This is a genomic window from Streptococcus sp. 27098_8_51, from assembly GCF_041432205.1.
Lineage (GTDB): Bacteria > Bacillota > Bacilli > Lactobacillales > Streptococcaceae > Streptococcus.
Genome location: NZ_JAPVZE010000005.1, coordinates 25,943 through 44,197 on the forward strand (window position 1 = coordinate 25,943; position 18,255 = coordinate 44,197).

The following is an 18,255-nucleotide window of genomic DNA, read 5'->3' on the forward strand; positions in this document are numbered from 1 at the left end:
TATAAATTGTTTTTAACATTTTGACAAGACCATACCCTGCTAGGAGTACTAATCTTCGGCAATAAAACCATCATTTTCGATAAAGTGGTGTTCGGTCATTCCTTGGTCTGTAAAGACGATTCCATGAAGGACACCACCATAAACAGCTCCTCCATCCATGCCAATCTTACCATCTTCTGTCATCCAAAGCTCAGCAGTACCTCGGTCTTGCTTTAGCAAACCATAAACTGGTGTATGCCCAAAGACAATGATTTTCCCAGTATGATTTTCGGCTTCGTGGAATGGCTTTCTGAGCCAGACTTTCTTGTAATCAGTCGTTTCATGCCAATCATCCAAGGTCAAATCAATACCTGCGTGAACAAAGATATATTTGTCTGTCTCTACCACAAATGGCATTTGACGAATAAATTCGACCAAGTCTGCCGCTTCAGTCGCAACACGCTTGGCATCTTCTACGCCATCAACTGGTGCATCCAAGGGACGACCTAAAATTGAGTTAATGGTTGTATCACCACCATTGCGACGATAATGGTCATAGCTTTCTTCTGGGTCATCGAGCCAAGTCAGAAACATATACTCGTGGTTTCCTGATAGACAGATAGCTCCTTGATTGTCGACCAAGTCTTTGACCATTTCTAGAACACGGCGACTGTCTTCACCACGGTCAATCAAATCCCCTAGAAAGAGCAACTGGGTGTGACCATCCCATGTTTTGAGAAGGTCTTCCAGCATACCTGCTTTTCCGTGAACATCTCCAATTACATAATAGTCTGTCATTTATTTCTCCCTCGTTTGCAATAATTCTCTAGCTTGGGTAAGGGCCGCCTCTGTTACATTTTGCCCAGCCAACATTTTAGCTACTTCCTCTACTCGCTCTTCTAAAGTCAAAAGGCGAACCGTCGACACCGTTGAGTGCTCATCGCTAATCTTCTCAATAAAGAATTGATAATCCGCGATGGCAATCACTTGTGGAAGGTGAGAGATAGCAAGAACCTGACCATGCTGGCCTATCTTATGAATCTTCTGTGCGATGGCTTGGGCCACGCGACCTGAAACTCCCGTATCCACCTCATCAAAGACAATACTGGTCTTGCCTTCTTTACGAGAAAAGGCAGACTTGATAGCCAACATGAGACGGGATAATTCCCCACCGGACGCAACTTTGACCAAAGGCTTAAAGTCCTCACCTGGGTTGGTGGAAATATAAAACTCGACTGTTTCATTCCCCTCACGACTAAATTTGCCCTTGCTAAAGCGAACCTGGAACTGTGCCTTCTCCATATAGAGATCCTGAAGTTCTTGTTTAATCTCAGCCTCAAGCTGCTGGGCCAAATCATGACGAGCTGATGCAAGTTGCCCTGCCAAATCGACAAGATTAACTTCCAATTTCTTGAGCTCTGCTTCCATGTCTTCAGAAGAAAGGTTATTACCCGTCAAGAGATTGTACTCATCCGTAATCTTGGCAAAATAAAGCAAAACGTCGTCCACAGTTCCACCATACTTGCGGGTAATAGTATTTATAAGGTCTAAGCGATTTTCAACCTGCATGAGGCGATTGCCATCAAAATCCAAATCCTCAATAATATCTTCTAAACGCTTGGTAATATCTTCTAAAACATAGTATGTTTCTGATAGAGAACTTGAAATTTCACGGTATTCAGGGTCATATTCTTCGACACTTTCCATGTCATTCATGGCCGAACGGACATTAGCAAGACTGGAGAATTCCTCATTGTCCAGCATACTGTAGGCATTGGTTAGGGTATCTGCAATATTTTTATGATTGAGGAGTTTATCTCGTTCTTGGTTGAGAGCCAAGTCTTCACCAGCCTGCAAGTTTGCAGCCTCAATCTCTGCCATTTGAAATTCCAACATTTCGATACGTGCCTTATGTTCCTGTTGGTTTTTCTTGACTTCCAAAACCTGCTTGCGCATTTTGCGATAGGCATCAAAGCTCGTCTGATAGGTCTCCTTCAAGTCCAAGAAAGCAGCATCACCAAACTCATCCAACATCTGGATGTGCAGTTGAGGACGCATTAACTCTTCTTGGTCATGCTGACCATGGATATCCACAAGGTGTTGCCCAATAGCACGCAAGACAGAAAGATTGACCATCTGACCATTCACGCGACTAACACTACGACCATTTTGCAAAATTTCCCGGCGGATGATAATCTCATCACCCAATTCTAAACCTTGCTCTTCAAAAAGTTCCTGTAAAAGGCGACTATTTTCAACCGAAAAAAGCCCCTCAATCTCTGCCTTTGGCGCACCATGACGAATAACGTCTGTCGTTGCACGAGCCCCCAACATGAGATTCATAGCGTCGATAATGATAGACTTTCCAGCACCCGTTTCCCCGGTTAAAACAGTCATACCCTTTTCAAAATTGAGCGAAATCGCCTCAATAATGGCAAAGTTTTTTATCGAAATTTCAAGTAACATACTGACCTACCATTTTTTGACTTGTTCAACAATTTCCTCAGCTGCCTCTGCTGTTCTAGCTACAATTAAGATAGAATCATCATCAGCTAGACAGCTAAAAATCTGTTCAGAAAATGCTTCAACCAACTGACTCTTCACAAAAATAGTATTTCCAGGAATGACAGCAAGGTTAATCATATTTCCCATTAACTCAGAACTCACAATATTGTCCTCAGCCAATTGCAAACTCTTGACGATTGATTTTGGCAACTCATAGATATAGGTGTTGTTCTTCAAAGGAATTTTAACAATCCCAAGCTCCTTGATGTCCCTTGAGACAGTGGCTTGAGTAGCAGAAATACCTGCTTCCTTCAAATGCTCAACAATTTCTTCCTGAGTCCCGATTTGATAATCCGTAACAAATCTTCTAATTTTTTCAAGTCTCTCTTTTTTATTCATCTTTAAATTCTCTATGTGCTCTCTCTACAACTTTTTCTATTTCAGGGGCAACTTGGTTACTTGCTCCCTCTTCCTTTTTCAAATATACCAGAAATTCGATGTTTCCATGTCCACCTTGGATTGGTGAATAGTCTAATCCAAGCACTGAAAAACCTTGCTCAACTGCCATAGCAGTGACAGATTCAAGGACAGTTTGATGAACCTTGGCATCTCGAATGATTCCATTTTTCCCAATCTGCTCACGACCTGCTTCAAACTGGGGTTTGACAAGTGCCACCACCTGACCTTGATCAGCCAAGACACGATGCAAAGCAGGCAAAATCAGACTGAGGGAAATGAAACTCACATCAATACTGGCAAAGCTCGGTTCCTGCTCAAAATCAGTCTTTTCAGCATAACGAAAATTAAACTGCTCCATGCTGACAACCCGTGGGTCTTGACGTAATTTCCAAGCCAACTGATTGGTGCCAACATCGACTGCAAAGACTAACTCAGCACCATTTTGCAACATGACGTCAGTAAATCCACCAGTGGAAGCCCCAATATCAATCGTAGTTGCTCCCTCCACTGACAAATCAAAGACCTGCAAGGCCTTCTCTAGTTTTAGACCACCTCGACTGACATACTTGAGTTTTTCACCCTTGAGTTTTAGCTCAGTGTCATCTGGGATTTTCTCTCCTGGTTTGTCAAAGCGTTCTCCATTAAGGACTGCTACGACTAGTCCAGCCATGACACCGCGCTTGGCCTGTTCTCGCGTTTCAAACAAGCCCTGTTTATAAGCTAGTACATCCACTCTTTCCTTAGCCATTGATTCTCAAACTTTCTACTATTTTCACAATCGGTGCTGTTTCAAAGGGAACCTGCTGGGCAATTTCTTCTAATTTAGCCTCGGCTTGATTCAGAGTTTGGTTACAAAAGGCAATGGCCTTTTCCAAGCCCAACAAGGCTGGATAGGTCGACTTTTCTGCCTGTAAATCCTTTTGCGGTGTCTTGCCGATTTCCTCAAAACTAGCTGTCACATCCAGCACATCATCTCGAACTTGAAAGGCAAGTCCGATTAATTCACCCACAGTTTTCAATTTTGCTTGGATTTCTGGTGCTAATTCAGCTATGATAGCAGCTGCTTGAAAGGGATAAGCTAGCAATTTTCCAGTTTTATTGGCATGAATGGTCTGGAGTTCTTCCAAGGACAAATGCTGGTGTTCGCCTTCCATATCTAAAACCTGCCCTGCAACCATTCCCAGACTTCCTGAAGCAAGGGATAGGTTGGCAATCAAGTCCACCTTGATCTGACTTGGCAAATCCGCCTGCGCTATTAAGGCATAGGGATCTAGGAACAAAGCATCTCCTGCCAATATTGCTATCGCTTCGCCAAATTTCTTATGATTAGTCAAACGCCCTCGACGGTAATCGTCGTCATCCATAGCTGGAAGATCATCGTGAATCAAGCTCCCTGTATGAATCATTTCCAAAGCCGCGGCTACCTGGGCATGAGCTGGTTGGATAACTACTTGCAAGGCTTCCAAAACTTCTAACAAGAGAAAAGGTCGAATACGCTTGCCACCAGCATGAATGGAATAGAGAACGGACTCTCGTAAACTAGAGGCAAACTGCTGGTCTCCATAAAAATCTTCCAAGGCAGACTCGACAAGAGCTAATTTTTCTTGCTTCTTCATTCAAAATCACTTTCTGTCCCGTCTTCTTGCATGACCTTAACCAAGGTCTTTTCAGCCTTGTCCAGCGTCGCTTGGAGCTCTTTTGACAAGACCATGCCCTTTTGAAAGGCCGCAATCGCATCTTCCAAAGCAATTTCACCATTTTCCAAACTTTGGACAATGGTCTCTAGTTCTGCTAGATTTTCCTCAAATTTCTTTTGTTTTGACATCTTTAACCTCTAATTCTACTTGACCATCTCGCATCAAAAACGTCACTTGGTCTTTTTTATTCAACATCTCAACAGAATCGACTACTGACTCTTCTTTTTTGACAATAGCATAACCACGCGCCACTATTCGACTGGTATCCAACATCAGTAGAGCTTCTGAAAGTCTCTTGACTTCAGCAACCTTGGCATCATAAACTAGCGCCATTTGGCTGCGTAGGAGCTTGTCCAACTGACCTAGACGGTCTTGATAACGCTGGATTTTGGTAACAGGTGATAATTGGACTAGTTGATGCGTTCTTGCTTGGACTAGCTGTTTATTATCAGAAATCCGTGTTCGCAAACTTTGTTTTAATCGCAGTTGCAGTTGATCTAACCGTTGTAAATAACCATCATACAAACGCTCTGGCTGTCTAAAGATGACTGACTGACTGCATTTTTTCAGAGCTTCTTTTTTTCTTGACAGGACATTCTGAACTGCTGTTGCCATCCGCTTTTCCTGATTTTGCAAATGGGTTAACACATCCAACTTAGTCACAGGCGTAGCCAGTTCAGCTGCAGCTGTTGGCGTTGCAGCACGGCGATCTGCCACAAAATCCGCCAAGGTCACATCTGTTTCATGCCCAACACTAGAAATAACTGGCAAACGGGATTCAAAAATAGCCCGTACCACGATCTCTTCGTTAAAAGCCCAGAGATCCTCAATGGAACCCCCACCACGACCAATGATGAGAACATCTAGGTCCTCACGTTGATTGGCACGCGCAATATTTCGAGCAATTTCCTCCGCTGCTCCATCACCTTGTACCTTGGTCGGATAGAGAAGGATATCAACACCAGGAAAACGTCTGCTGACGGTCGTGATGATATCTCGAATAACAGCTCCACTGCGACTGGTTACCACACCGATTCGCTTAGCAAACTGGGGAAGAGGTTGCTTGAATCTCTCTTGAAATAGACCTTCTTCCGTTAGTTTTTTCTTGAGTTGTTCAAACTGAATCGCAAGCGCCCCAACCCCATCAGGCTCAGCTTTTTCAATGATGATAGAGTAGCTACCGCTTGGTTCATAGACCTGCACACGCCCAATTACATTGATCTTCATTCCTTCTTCCAGGTCGAAACCTAATTTCTGATAGATCCCTGACCAGATGGTCGCTTGAATAACTGCATAGTCATCCTTTAGGGAGAAATATTGGTGAGTAGGTCGTTTACGAAAGTTGGAAACTTGACCAGTTAAATAGACCCGTTCCAAGTAAGGGTCTTTATCGAATTTCATTTTCAGATACTTGGTCAAAGTTGTTACTGATAAATACTTTTCCATCTCCACCTACTATTCATTTTCTTGCTTTTCCATGGGTATTATTATACCAAAAAGATGATTAAAAATCTCCTTTTGCATACTGAAACCAAAGGAAAAATAGAAAAGGAGGCTAGGCCTCCTCATCTGATTATTTGCTGTTTCGTGCTTCTTCCAAAATCTTTGCAATCTTGGTCGTCAAAAGGTCGATAGCAACTGTATTGCTGACACCTTCAGGAATGACGATATCAGCATATCGTTTGGTCGGCTCGATAAACTGATGGTACATGGGTTTGACCACACCCAGATATTGGTCAATAACGCTATCAAGGCTTCGGCCACGCTCCTCCATATCACGCTTGATACGGCGAATAATACGCACATCATCATCTGTATCCACAAAAATCTTGATATCCATCAAATCGCGCAGACGCTTGTCCTCCAAGACCAAAATCCCCTCAACGATAAAGACATCCTGAGGCTCCTGACGATAGGTCTTGCTACTCCGTGTATGCGCTGTATAGTCATAAGTTGGAATGTCCACTGGGCGCCCTGCCAACAATTCCTTAATCTGCTCGATCATTAAGTCTGTATCAAAGGCAAAAGGGTGGTCGTAGTTGGTTTTGACACGTTCTTCAAAAGTCAAATGAGACTGATCCTTGTAGTAAGAATCATGCTCAATCATGGAAATCTTTTCATCAGGGAAATGCGATAAAATGGCTCTTGAAACACTAGTTTTTCCTCCACCAGAACCACCTGTCACTCCGATAATGATTGGTCTATTTTGCATGCTATCCTCCGTTTTTTTATCCGACGTCTATTTTATCACATTTTTTACAAAATTTATAGTCTGATTTTGGATAGATTATGGATAACAATTCTAATACTTTCACTCCAGTTAGACTAGCCGAAAACCTTCCTTGGTTTGTAGAGATTGCCTCTTTTTTCTAAAATGGCTAGCAATTTATCCCCCTCAAAGGCAGCCAATTCTTGGTCTGTTTGGTCTAACTCAATAAAACGACCAAATCGCACTTCTGTAGCCTCTTCTGGACTTAGGAAAACTTTAACAAGATCCCCCGTACCAATCTCTAGAGGATGGAGAAAGTCCAGTTGACCAGCCTCCACTTTTGCAGCAATTTCATTCAAAGTCAAGGCATCTTCTAACTGTAAACCTGCAGCACTAGTCCGTGTCAGATGCGACATATGGGCCGCATAACCCAGCTTCTCTCCCAAGTCAACAGACAAGGTACGGATATAAGTCCCCTTACTACATTTCACACGAAAAGTGAATCGAACGAGGTGATCCTCATAAGAAATCGGACTCGTCCGCTCAAATTGATAAATGGTCACCTGACGTTCTGGACGCTCCACTTCCTGACCTGCACGCGCATACTCATAGAGCTTGCGACCATTAACCTTGACAGCCGAATACATAGGTGGAATCTGAGTAATAGGCCCAGTCAGACTAGCGATTGCTTCATCGACAAGCTTTTCATCCAAGGGAGACAAAACGGGTGTCTCTGCGACCACTTCTCCGCTGGCATCCTCAGTCGTCGTTGAATAACCAAGAGTGATTTCCCCCTCATAGACCTTGCCCTCATCCTGCATAAATTCGACCATGCGGGTCGCCTTGCCAACCGCAATGGGCAAAACACCCACCACATCTGGATCCAAGGTTCCACCATGACCAATCTTCTTGGTTCCCAAAATCTTACGCAGCTTAAAAACTGCGTCATGCGAGGTCATCCCCGCTTCTTTTTTTAAGTTGATAATACCGTTCATGTGTTGCTTTCTCACTCTCCCTTCAGCGCTTCGAACTTCGCTTTCATAGTTGGATTTTTTCGGGTCAATTTTTACTGAGGCGTCGTCTACCTTTTATTCTCTTTTTTACAAATTTTAATTAACTATAATTCTTTGTAATTCCTCAATCTCTGGAGGAGGACAATTGTTCTGTTTTTGAATATGTTGTAATACATTTCGTCTTTCATCTAAAGATAATAATGGGAGTATACTTTTGATGCCATCTAGATAGAAAATATCATTCTCTATTTTATCAGTCTCCATTAATTTCAGAAACATTTTTTTCAACAAATCAAAATTGTTAAGTTCTTCATGATTTAATTTATAATTCATTCCTCGTAAAGATAATTTCTGATTATAAGTTGTTACATAATCACTTAATTCCTCTATAAATAAAGCAAATCTATTTTCTTTAAGATTTTCATTATATAATAAATAAAAAATTGTCACCAGATAGTTCGCACTTGAGTCAGATTTGAATAATGCTCGCAACCATTCTTTAGAATATCTAAATTCATAGTCTTCTGTAAAAATGATGTTGATCATTTGACTATAGTTATTCTTTAATAAAGAAAATGAATCAATAGTTGGATCTACACTATCTAAAGCGACTAAATAAACCCTATCAAGAATTTGATTGTCTTTGATTTTTTCTTTTAAAATATTTTTAACAACATCCTTAAATATCTTTACAACTTCTGTATCAATTAACGAGTGGGAATAACTGAATCCTAAAAATGTATGATAGGTTATATTAATTACTCTCCAATCATATACGTATAATAAAATCCCTTGAGCAAGCTCTTTATACGCAAAATCATCTACAGAATCTATTTTCTGAATAATTTGAGGTGTATATCCTGGATGCTGGTTAAACAATGATATCAAACATTGCAAATATATTCCCAGTTCACTATTTACATAATGAAACATATCTAATTGATTATTATCATCTCTTGAAGATGAAAGTTTATTTGCATCGATACTAAGTAATTTTTCAAAAATATCTATATCCGTATTTTGTTGTTTTATATGATATTCAAAAAATTTCCGATCGTTAGAATCAAAACTTTCTTTGTTAAATCTTTTTAAATATTTTTCTCTAACAATATTTCTTAAATTTTCTTCTATTTCAGGAGAACTGATGATTTTTACATATAATCTCTTATATTTTGGATATAAGTCATCTATATGATTTTTCAATAAATCAGAAACCTTTTTAGATATTTCATTTGATTCTTTTAAAACAGTAATCAAGAAATTTTCCGTTTCATTTATCGTCTTTTCTTCCAAAAATGAAGAACCTCTTTGTTCCTTTTCGGCGTTGACTAATATCTCTAATACTCTAGATTCATCGTACTCTACAAGATTTTCTTGAGTTAAATATGAAAATTGTGAAACAAAACCTCCTTTTAGTGAAGATATCCAATTTCTATAAGGCTTTTTTGGTATTTCAATATGTTTTTCTCTAATAATACTTCTGTGTTCTTTGATAAAAGTGTTTAATTCCTCTCCAAAATGAATATTAGAAAAATCAATTTTATCAATTAACTTCTTGATAAATTCTAAATCCAATTTAATTTCATTATCCAATTGAACAAGCAATTTTTGAATTAATATAGTACTTATTAAGTCTTCAGAATCACTTTCTAAAAACTCTTCCTCTTCAATAAATAATTTTTTGGACTTTAGAAGATCATAAAGAAATTTAACAACATCATACTCTTTTAATTGATACTCTATAGAGTAGTAATTATAACTTAAAAATTCTGGATTATTTAGTATGGACATTAATTTGTTAACACATTCATAATTTAAGTTAACTTCTACTTCACTATCTTCCTCTATATATAAATCACGATTTTGCTGTTCAAAAGTACTTACTAGCCAGTAACCCAAAAGAGTTTTATCTTTATTAAAGTTAGAATTAACGATATATCCATCTTTGGATATAATTTCTCTCAGTTCATTAAGCTTATTATTATTTGTAAAACTAGAAATTTTATTATCTATCGCATAATTATAGACAAAGAATACATCATCAATAAAATAATTTTGATAACCTTCAGAAATTATTTTGTAAATTACTTCCCAGTCATTATCACTTAACTTTTCAATATTTTTAGCAATAAATGTCCAAAACACAGGGATAAAACTATGTTTAATTACTGTTAGGGTTTCACCCTGAAGCAGAGCATTTAACATCAGTCGATTTAAATCGTCATTATTATTTTCAATAACCTTATTTAAAAGAGAACTTAAATACTTAAAATTACTGCTAATATTATTTAATGATTTATTGTAATCTTCTTGTTTTAACGAGGGATTTAAAAGATTATTCCAATCTTTTCTATATGCATGTATTCCTAATTTATCATTTATGTTAGAAACCAATTTTTCCACAAAAATTGGTAAATCCTCATAGTTTTTGCCGTACCATATAATCTGAGTATGATTTTCTGAACTAAAAAATCCCTCAATAACATCTCTAAAATGTTCATCAGCCCTCTGATTACCTGTATTCTCTGACTTCATCAATGCATAATTTTTACTATCTTCACAAAGTAAAGATAAAATTTCATCTTCTTCAAGACCTGCTCCTATAAATAAAACTGTAGGCTTTGTCTTTTTAAACCAAGTTACTAAATTTTCAAAATTTTCCCTATTTTTTAAATAGGTTTTTGAATAATCTGCTGATGAACTGACAAAATAATTTACATCACAATCCGGTGTCCCATGGATATGTAAAACATCACCAAATTGTAACTTTCCATCTTTGTTCTTAACAAACTCATTAAGATCATTGATAGTAACTACAGAATTATTTAAACGTTTAATATGATTTTCAATTTCATAGTCGTAGTTAGAAGTAATAAATATTGCATTTAAACTCGCTAAAGATTCTACTGTTTTATTAACTATTGAATATGGTAGCAGATTTTTAAAATATCCTTTTTCAAAATCCAGTCGTCGCTTTTCAAAGTCTTCACCAAAAACTTTTTTTAATTCATAGTTTACAAGATCCACTTTACGTTTATTACTAATACTAGATTTGCTAATTAAATCAAAAACTATATGATGTTCTCTCCCAAGACTTTTTTCACCACTTACCGATAAAACTTGTCCTTGCCAATACTTAATAAGATGTTCAATATAATTGTTCCAATTAGGATAACCTTGAGCAATTGAAACTCCTGCTCCAATAAAAATTACTAAGTTAAACTTTTTTATAGCCTCTGTTACATCATCTATCAAATTTTCATAATTGATATCATTTTTCATAACTTATTTCCTCACTCCCCCTTCAGCGCATCAAACTTGGCTTTCATAGTTGGGTTTTTTCGGGTCAATTTTTTAACCGAAACATCTTCCAATTTGTTATTAGCGATGCGGAGTTGGTTTTCGGATGTGGTTAGGAATTTCTTAACCTCTTCCATCCGTTTGATGGCCTTGTCAATTTCATCAATAGCTTTACCAAAGTTAGTTGAAGCTGAATTGTAGTTCTTGGCAAAGGCTAGTTTAAAGGCATCCAAATCTTCCTCAAAATGTGTAATATCGATATTTTGCTCTCGAACCAAGGCCAACTCTTGCTTGTATTTAAGTGAATTAAGCGCTGCATTACGCAAGAGCCCAATCAACTGAATAAAGAATTGAGGACGGACCACATACATCTTTTCATACTCGTGGCTGACATCAACAATCCCTGTGTTAAAGTAGTCGTTATCTGCTTCTAACATAGTCACCAAAACAGCATACTCACAGTTCTTTTCCCGACGGTCCTTGTCTAATTCTTTGTAAAAATCCGAGTTCTTATGCTTCTTCTCTGTTCCATCCGCTTCATTTTTCATTTCAAACATGATGGAAATGAATTCTAGACCATTTTCATCAAAATCACGGAAGATAAAGTCCCCCTTAGATCCACGCGCAGAGAGCTGGTTATCCTTCTCAAAGTAGGCATTTGGAAAGGCAAAACTACGAACCTTGTTAAACTCACTCTCTGCATACTGTTCCAGGCTTTCACCGATAGCTTTTGTGGATTGTTGAGCTTTAAAATTCTTGTAAAACTCGACCTGTTCACTGGCTGCCTTGAGCTGAGCTTCGTAATTTTGCTTAACAGAAGCCAAAGATAACTCATTTTCCTTTTCCTGCAAGAGGAGCTGGTTTTTAACCTGATCACGCTCTCTTTCTAAATCAGAGAGAGTCTTTTGCAGTTGATTTTCATGCTCCAAACGCAAGGTAGCCAATTGGTTTTCCAAGGCCTGTACTTCCTTGTCCTTTGCTAATAAGGCCTGGTGACTTGTCTGCTCAACTTCTTTCTTAGCTAACTCTTTCTCTGTATCAAAGTTTTGGATTTGACTCTGCAATTGCGCAATTTCTTGGTCCTTCTGAGCCAGTTTAGACTGTTGCTCATTCATGGCCTTTTGCTCAGCCAAGGCCAGCTCCTGCTTCATGCGATCGTGCAATTCCTTATCAAACTCAACAGTTCTCACTTGGGATAAAAGTTCGGCATACTGGCTCTCATTTACTGTAAAGACTTCCCCACAGTTGGGACATTTGATTTCGTTCATAACTTTCCTCTTTCTAGACTTCTGTAACCATTATATCATGCCTTAGGGAAAATCAAAAACAGCGAGTCGAAACCCACTGTTTATATCTGTTACTTTAAATTTTTTCCAAGGCCAAGCGCAAATCTTCAATCAAATCCTCTACATTTTCAAGACCGATAGACAAGCGGATTTGGTTTGGTGTTACACCTGCTGCTTCTAGATCTTTTTCTGACAACTGACCGTGAGTGGTTGTCGCAGGATGGACAACAAGAGATTTGGCATCTGCCACGTTTGCAAGGTCAGAGAAGATTTCCAAATTATCAATTACCTTGCGAGCTTCTGCCTCTCCGCCTTTAACATGGAAGGTAAAGATTGAACCAACACCTTTTGGCAAATATTTCTCAGCCAGGGCATGATAAGGACTGTCAGCTAGTTTTGGATAATTTACCTTCTCTACCTTAGGATGGTTGACAAGGAAATCAACAATTTTCTCTGCATTTTGCACATGACGTTCAACACGAAGAGAGAGAGTTTCAAGCCCTTGGAGCAAGAGAAAGGCATTAAATGGCGACAAGGCAGCACCTGTATCACGGAGCAATTGAACACGAACAGCGATAATAAAGGCTGCTGCACCCACATCACGAGTATAGCTCAAGTTGTGATAACTTGGGTCTTCCTCAACAAATTGAGGGAACTTCCCTGAAGCCTCCCAGTCAAAACGACCGCTATCGACAATCACTCCTCCAATAGTCGTACCATGCCCACCGATAAACTTAGTTGCAGAGTGAATGGCAATATCTACACCGTGAGAAAAGACGTTAATCAAATAAGGTGTGGCAAAAGTGTTGTCAGAAACGAGAGGAATCTGGTGTTTATGCGCAATCTCAGCCAATTTCTCCAAGTCAGGAATGTTAATTAAGGGATTCCCCAAGGTTTCAATCAAGACAAGCTTGGTATTGTCATTGATAGCTGCTTCCACTTCTTCCAAATTATCCACATCGACAAAGGTTGTTGTGATCCCATAACGAGGAAGGGTTTCCTTCAAGAGGTTGAAGGTCCCACCGTAAATAGTTGACGCAGCCACCACATGGTCACCTGCGTGAGCAAGCGCCAAAATAGTGTAGGTTACAGCAGCCATCCCTGATGCTGTCGCTAGTGCTCCAACACCACCTTCAAGAGCAGCGATTCTTTCCTCAAAAGCTGCTGTTGTAGGGTTTGTGATACGAGTATAGATATTGCCTGGTTTTCTCAAGGCAAACAGATCTGCACCTTCCTGCGTGTCATCAAAAACGAAGGATGTTGTTTGATAAATCGGTACTGCACGAGACTTGGTCGCTGGATCAACTACTTGCCCAGCATGCAATTGTAGGGTTTCAAATTTAAAATCACGAGTCATAAGACGGCCTCCAAATAGCTTCATTAGGTATATTGTATCATCTTGGGTTAGCCTTTTCCAATACCGTTTTTCTATATTTTGATATAAGGAACAACTATGACTAGTCATACACATCAAACAAAAAAGCACGATTCACTCGTGCTCATTTCTTTAATCGACATAAGTATCTTCGTTTTTATTGAGGAAGGCGTAAGGCAAGCCCATCAAGAGACCTCCTCCGATAAAGTTTCCGACAAAGGTTACACCCCAGTGACGAAGAATATTAGGTATGTCAAAATTAGCAATTGAATCTGCTGCAACACTGAACTTAACAATCGCAAAAGAAGCAAAGTTCGCAGCAATGTGTTCGTTTGTTAAGAATACAAACATGTAAATTGCTGACAAAACAAGCCAAAGTTTAGCCCCACCGTCTTTCACCAAAACAAATGAAAGAATAGCAATGTTCACAAAGATATTGGCTAAAATACCTTCAAGTAGGACTAACTCATTGGAACGACCTAACTTCATCTCTACAACCCCTGAAATGAAGCTATCATGTGTTAGATTTGCATAGGCTGCTGAGTGGGCAAAGCCCCAACCTGCTATCAAAGCACCGATAAGGTTGAACAAAGTACAGTAAAGTAAAATTTCAGCTGTTTTTCTCCAAGAGATTTTTTTCAAGAAACTACCAGCTGTCAAGAACATCATATTTGAAGTTACCAGCTCAGCATTTAAGAAAACACTGTAGGCCAATCCCCAAGCAAAAACAAATGGGAAGAGAAAACGTCCACTACCTGGAGCGATCTTATTAATCAAGTCAGCCCCAACTGCACCCGCAGCCGTACTAAATGTCAGAAAAGCACCTGCAAACATGGAACGAATCGCATACTTAAACTTGCTTTGGCTATAAAGACTTTCTTTCTTCTTACAAGCAAATTCAATCTTTGAAATAAATTCTGAAGAGACCATAAAAAACTCCTAAACTTTTATTTGTGATAATTATAACATAATTCTTGTTTCCTAGAAAGCGTTTTCTGTAAAATTCTAAAATATTTATCTTAAAAATCTTTATCCTAAGCCTTCCTGTCCTTTTTCATAAGAACTATTTTGATCCTATTTTGTTAACATAAAAACCAGTAAAATAGCACTTCACTGGTTCATTCATTCTTAATAACGTTGTCTATACGGTTGATTAAAGGCCTTCAAAATATCCTCAGAAGTCTCAGAATAAGCTTTTGATTCTTTAAAGATTCCTTTGACGATTATACGCTCGGTCGCATTATAATCAACACAGGTAACCAAAGTAATCTCCTTTACGCCATCACGATCTTCGATTTCATCTACACGGTCTGGTGTAACACGTTTAACTTCTGTAATCTCATAAGTATAAACTTTATCCTTATCCGTCAGGTAAATTTTCATACCTGCTTTGGCATTGACCAAAGGTGAGAAGAGCATTTGACTGGCATTTTCAGCAGTAAAGATATGGTGACTGGCTAGAGAATAGTTCCCTTCTCCCATTTTTTGATCAGGTTTCATGGTCCCTGCTCCGTAGAACAAGTTTACATTGTCCAAACCTTTGAAAATAGGAAGGTTAATCTCTACTTCAGGAATAGCAATACCTCCAATAACAGGAAGTTTCTGAGCATCCCATTGTGAAGCCAATACAGCTTCAGATGAAATAGACTTAACAGAGTCAAAATCAAAATTTCCCTCGGATTTTAGGTTTTCATCTATATTTTCCTTAGTGACTTGATTGACTTGGTATTTATTGGTATTCCATACCAAAAAGATATCGCGAATCTTTGAATTAAAAATCAAGGCTAAGGAAAGAAGAATTAAGAAACCCGCTAAAATATTGATAAATAGATTTCTGCGCTTATTTTTCTTACTCTTTTTATTTTTCGTTTTTTTATGAGACATTATGCTTCACCTTCTGTTTCAATTTCAGTCCCAACTTCTTCTTTTTCTGCCGCAGCAACCGTAGTAAAGGTCACAATCTTAGCATCCTGATCTAGACGCATCACCTTAACTCCCATAGTTGAGCGTCCAGTTTGTGAAATATTGGCAACATTTGTACGGATCATGACACCTGTATCTGTGATAATCATCAGGTCTTCATCGCCTTTAACAGTAAGGAGACCAGCCAGAGGACCATTCTTCTCAGCAACATTGGCTGTCTTCATCCCTTTACCACCACGGCCTTTAGTAGGATATTCAGTAGCAAGTGTACGTTTACCATATCCTTTTTCAGTGATGATAAGAACCTCGTCTTGGTTTGTAATCACGCTAGCGCCAACTACTGTGTCACCCTCACGAAGATTGACTCCTCGAACACCAGTCGCGATACGGCTCATGCCACGAACAGCTGATTGATTAAAGCGAACAGCATAACCAAACTTGGTACCAATGATAATATCCGTATCTTCTTCTGTCAGCAAGACATTAATCAATTCGTCTTCATCCTTAAGATTCAAAGCTTTAAGTCCATTTTGACGAATATTAGCGAACTCTTTAACACTGGTTCTCTTCACAATACCGTGACGGGTTGTGAAGAAGAGATAGGCGTCATCACTACGTTCAGACTCAACGTTGATGATGGTCTGAATACTCTCACCTTCGTCTAACTTCAATAGATTGACAACTGGTAAGCCCTTAGCAGTACGACCGTATTCAGGTATTTCATAACCTTTTAGTCGATATACGCGTCCTTTATTGGTAAAGAAGAGCAGATGATCATGGGTGCTGGTTGAAACCAACTCACGCACAAAGTCATCATCCTTAACTCCCGTACCTTGAACTCCACGGCCACCACGTTTTTGAGCAGTAAACTCACCTTGGTCCAAACGTTTGATATAGCCCTTGTTAGATAGGGTAATCAAGACATCCGTTTCTTCAATCAAATCTTCATCTTCAAGAGTTAAGACTTCTCCGATCATCAACTCCGTACGACGCTTGTCACCAAACTTGCGTTTGACTTCGTCCAGCTCCTCTTTGATGATTTGCGCCACGCGCTCAGGCTTGGCAAGAATATCAGCCAAATCTTCAATCAAGGCAATCAATTCATCATATTCAGACTGAATCTTATCACGTTCCAATCCTGTCAAACGACGAAGACGCATATCAAGGATAGCTTGACTTTGACGCTCTGAAAGCTTAAACTTGCTCATCAACTCAGCTTGCGCTTCCGCATCCGTTTCACTAGCACGGATAATACGAATCACTTCATCAATGTGATCCAGAGCGATTAAAAGACCTTCTAAGATGTGCGCACGCGCTTCTGCTTTTTCCTTGTCAAAACGAGTACGGCGAACAACCACTTCTTTTTGGTGCTCGATATAAGCATCCAAAATTTGACGAAGGGACAAAATTTTTGGCACACCATTTTGAATCGCCAACATGTTGAAACCAAAGTTGGTTTGCATCTGGGTCATCTTGAAGAGGTTGTTAAGGATAACGTTGGCAGACGCGTCGCGTTTAACCTCGATTACAAAGCGAACGCCTTCGCGGTTGGACTCATCACGTACGGCTGTAATGCCCTCAATTCGTTTTTCCTGAACCAAGCGAACAATATGCTCATGTACCTTGGTTTTATTAACCATATAAGGGAATTCCGTTACAACAATACGCTCACGACCCGTCTTAGTGGTTTCAATCTCTGTACGAGAACGAAGGACAATGGAACCTTTACCGGTCTCATAAGCTTTGTGGATCCCTGATTTCCCCATGACAAGAGCACCAGTTGGAAAATCTGGACCAGGCAAGACTTCCATCAAGTCCTTAGTCGTCACTTCAGGATTGTCCATAACCAACTTCACTGCATCAATGGTTTCACCCAAGTTGTGAGGGGGAATATTGGTTGCCATCCCAACGGCGATACCCGTTGCTCCATTGACCAAAAGGTTTGGAAAACGAGCTGGCAAGACCAAGGGTTCACGCTCATTGGCATCGTAGTTGTCTACGAAATCAACCGTGTTTTTATTGATATCACGAAGCATTTCTAGAGCAATCTTGCTCATACGTGCCTCAGTGTAACGCTGCGCGGCAGCACCGTCCCCATCCATGGAACCAAAGTTTCCATGCCCATCAACGAGCATGTAACGGTAGCTCCACCACTGGGCCATACGAACCATAGCCTCATAAATAGACGAGTCTCCGTGAGGGTGGTATTTACCCATGACATCCCCTGTGATACGGGCTGATTTTTTATGAGGTTTGTCTGGAGTAACACCTAGTTCATTCATTCCGTAAAGAATACGGCGGTGAACAGGTTTTAAACCATCTCGAACATCAGGAAGAGCCCGCGCTACGATAACACTCATGGCGTAATCGATAAAGCTAGTCTTCATCTCCTTTGTCAGATTGACATTCACTAAATTTCTATCCTGCATTCATAAATGCCTCATTTCACTATTAGTAATTAGATATATTATACCATAATTTGTCCTTCATTTCAGCCTTTGAAAATCGC

Annotated in this window: 15 protein-coding genes and 1 pseudogene; all 16 read right to left on the minus strand. The window is 39.4% G+C overall.

Features of this window, described 5'->3' with window-relative positions; all coding sequences use genetic code 11:
- Positions 1 to 48: 48 nt before the first annotated feature.
- The 16 genes and pseudogenes from O3622_RS04900 to gyrA all read right to left on the minus strand — a co-directional run bounded on the left by O3622_RS04900 (position 49) and on the right by gyrA (position 18,175).
- Complete coding sequence (locus O3622_RS04900) at positions 49 to 777, minus strand: metallophosphoesterase family protein (RefSeq protein ID WP_049479357.1); 729 nt, start codon at positions 775 to 777, stop codon at positions 49 to 51.
- Positions 778 to 2,445, minus strand: a complete 1,668-nt coding sequence (gene recN / locus O3622_RS04905) for a DNA repair protein RecN (protein WP_049479358.1) — start codon at positions 2,443 to 2,445, stop codon at positions 778 to 780.
- Between the two features lie 6 nt (positions 2,446 to 2,451).
- Positions 2,452 to 2,883: an arginine repressor gene (locus O3622_RS04910; RefSeq protein WP_001034390.1), complete on the minus strand. Its 432-nt coding sequence runs from the start codon at positions 2,881 to 2,883 to the stop codon at positions 2,452 to 2,454.
- A complete protein-coding gene (locus tag O3622_RS04915; RefSeq protein ID WP_371607133.1) occupies positions 2,876 to 3,691 on the minus strand; it encodes a TlyA family RNA methyltransferase in 816 nt (271 codons plus the stop codon). The genes O3622_RS04910 and O3622_RS04915 overlap by 8 nt, the downstream gene beginning before the upstream one ends.
- Entirely contained in the window at positions 3,684 to 4,559 is an 876-nt protein-coding gene (locus O3622_RS04920) for a polyprenyl synthetase family protein (RefSeq protein WP_371607134.1), read from the minus strand. The genes O3622_RS04915 and O3622_RS04920 overlap by 8 nt, the downstream gene beginning before the upstream one ends.
- A complete protein-coding gene (locus O3622_RS04925) occupies positions 4,556 to 4,768 on the minus strand; it encodes an exodeoxyribonuclease VII small subunit (RefSeq protein ID WP_000043226.1) in 213 nt (70 codons plus the stop codon). The genes O3622_RS04920 and O3622_RS04925 overlap by 4 nt, the downstream gene beginning before the upstream one ends.
- Positions 4,746 to 6,086 carry an exodeoxyribonuclease VII large subunit gene (gene xseA / locus O3622_RS04930; RefSeq protein ID WP_371607135.1) on the minus strand — a complete coding sequence of 447 codons (1,341 nt, stop codon included), beginning with the start codon at positions 6,084 to 6,086 and terminating at the stop codon, positions 4,746 to 4,748. The genes O3622_RS04925 and xseA overlap by 23 nt, the downstream gene beginning before the upstream one ends.
- Before the next feature lie 127 nt (positions 6,087 to 6,213).
- The gene (gene udk / locus O3622_RS04935) at positions 6,214 to 6,852 is read right to left on the minus strand and encodes a uridine kinase (RefSeq protein ID WP_001181369.1); all 639 of its coding nucleotides are present in this window, start codon (positions 6,850 to 6,852) and stop codon (positions 6,214 to 6,216) included.
- A gap of 113 nt (positions 6,853 to 6,965) precedes the next feature.
- The gene (gene truB, locus O3622_RS04940) at positions 6,966 to 7,844 is read right to left on the minus strand and encodes a tRNA pseudouridine(55) synthase TruB (protein ID WP_371607136.1); all 879 of its coding nucleotides are present in this window, start codon (positions 7,842 to 7,844) and stop codon (positions 6,966 to 6,968) included.
- An 11-nt stretch (positions 7,845 to 7,855) separates the two neighbouring features.
- Positions 7,856 to 7,937, minus strand: a pseudogene (locus O3622_RS04945) (DUF2130 domain-containing protein); the annotation flags it as partial.
- 21 nt (positions 7,938 to 7,958) lie between these two features.
- Positions 7,959 to 11,144, minus strand: coding sequence for a hypothetical protein (locus O3622_RS04950; RefSeq protein WP_371607137.1), 3,186 nt, complete (start codon positions 11,142 to 11,144; stop codon positions 7,959 to 7,961).
- 11 nt (positions 11,145 to 11,155) lie between these two features.
- Positions 11,156 to 12,430 (minus strand): DUF2130 domain-containing protein, encoded by a 1,275-nt coding sequence (locus O3622_RS04955; RefSeq protein WP_371607138.1) that lies wholly within the window; start codon positions 12,428 to 12,430, stop codon positions 11,156 to 11,158.
- A gap of 94 nt (positions 12,431 to 12,524) precedes the next feature.
- The gene (locus tag O3622_RS04960; protein WP_049478155.1) at positions 12,525 to 13,805 is read right to left on the minus strand and encodes an O-acetylhomoserine aminocarboxypropyltransferase/cysteine synthase family protein; all 1,281 of its coding nucleotides are present in this window, start codon (positions 13,803 to 13,805) and stop codon (positions 12,525 to 12,527) included.
- A 150-nt stretch (positions 13,806 to 13,955) separates the two neighbouring features.
- A complete protein-coding gene (locus O3622_RS04965) occupies positions 13,956 to 14,753 on the minus strand; it encodes a formate/nitrite transporter family protein (protein WP_125827214.1) in 798 nt (265 codons plus the stop codon).
- Positions 14,754 to 14,951: 198 nt separating this feature from the next.
- A complete protein-coding gene (locus O3622_RS04970) occupies positions 14,952 to 15,707 on the minus strand; it encodes a class A sortase (protein ID WP_000018508.1) in 756 nt (251 codons plus the stop codon).
- Complete coding sequence (gene gyrA, locus O3622_RS04975) at positions 15,707 to 18,175, minus strand: DNA gyrase subunit A (RefSeq protein ID WP_049479366.1); 2,469 nt, start codon at positions 18,173 to 18,175, stop codon at positions 15,707 to 15,709. Before gyrA ends, O3622_RS04970 begins: the two co-directional genes overlap by 1 nt.
- Between the last annotated feature and the right edge of the window lie 80 nt (positions 18,176 to 18,255).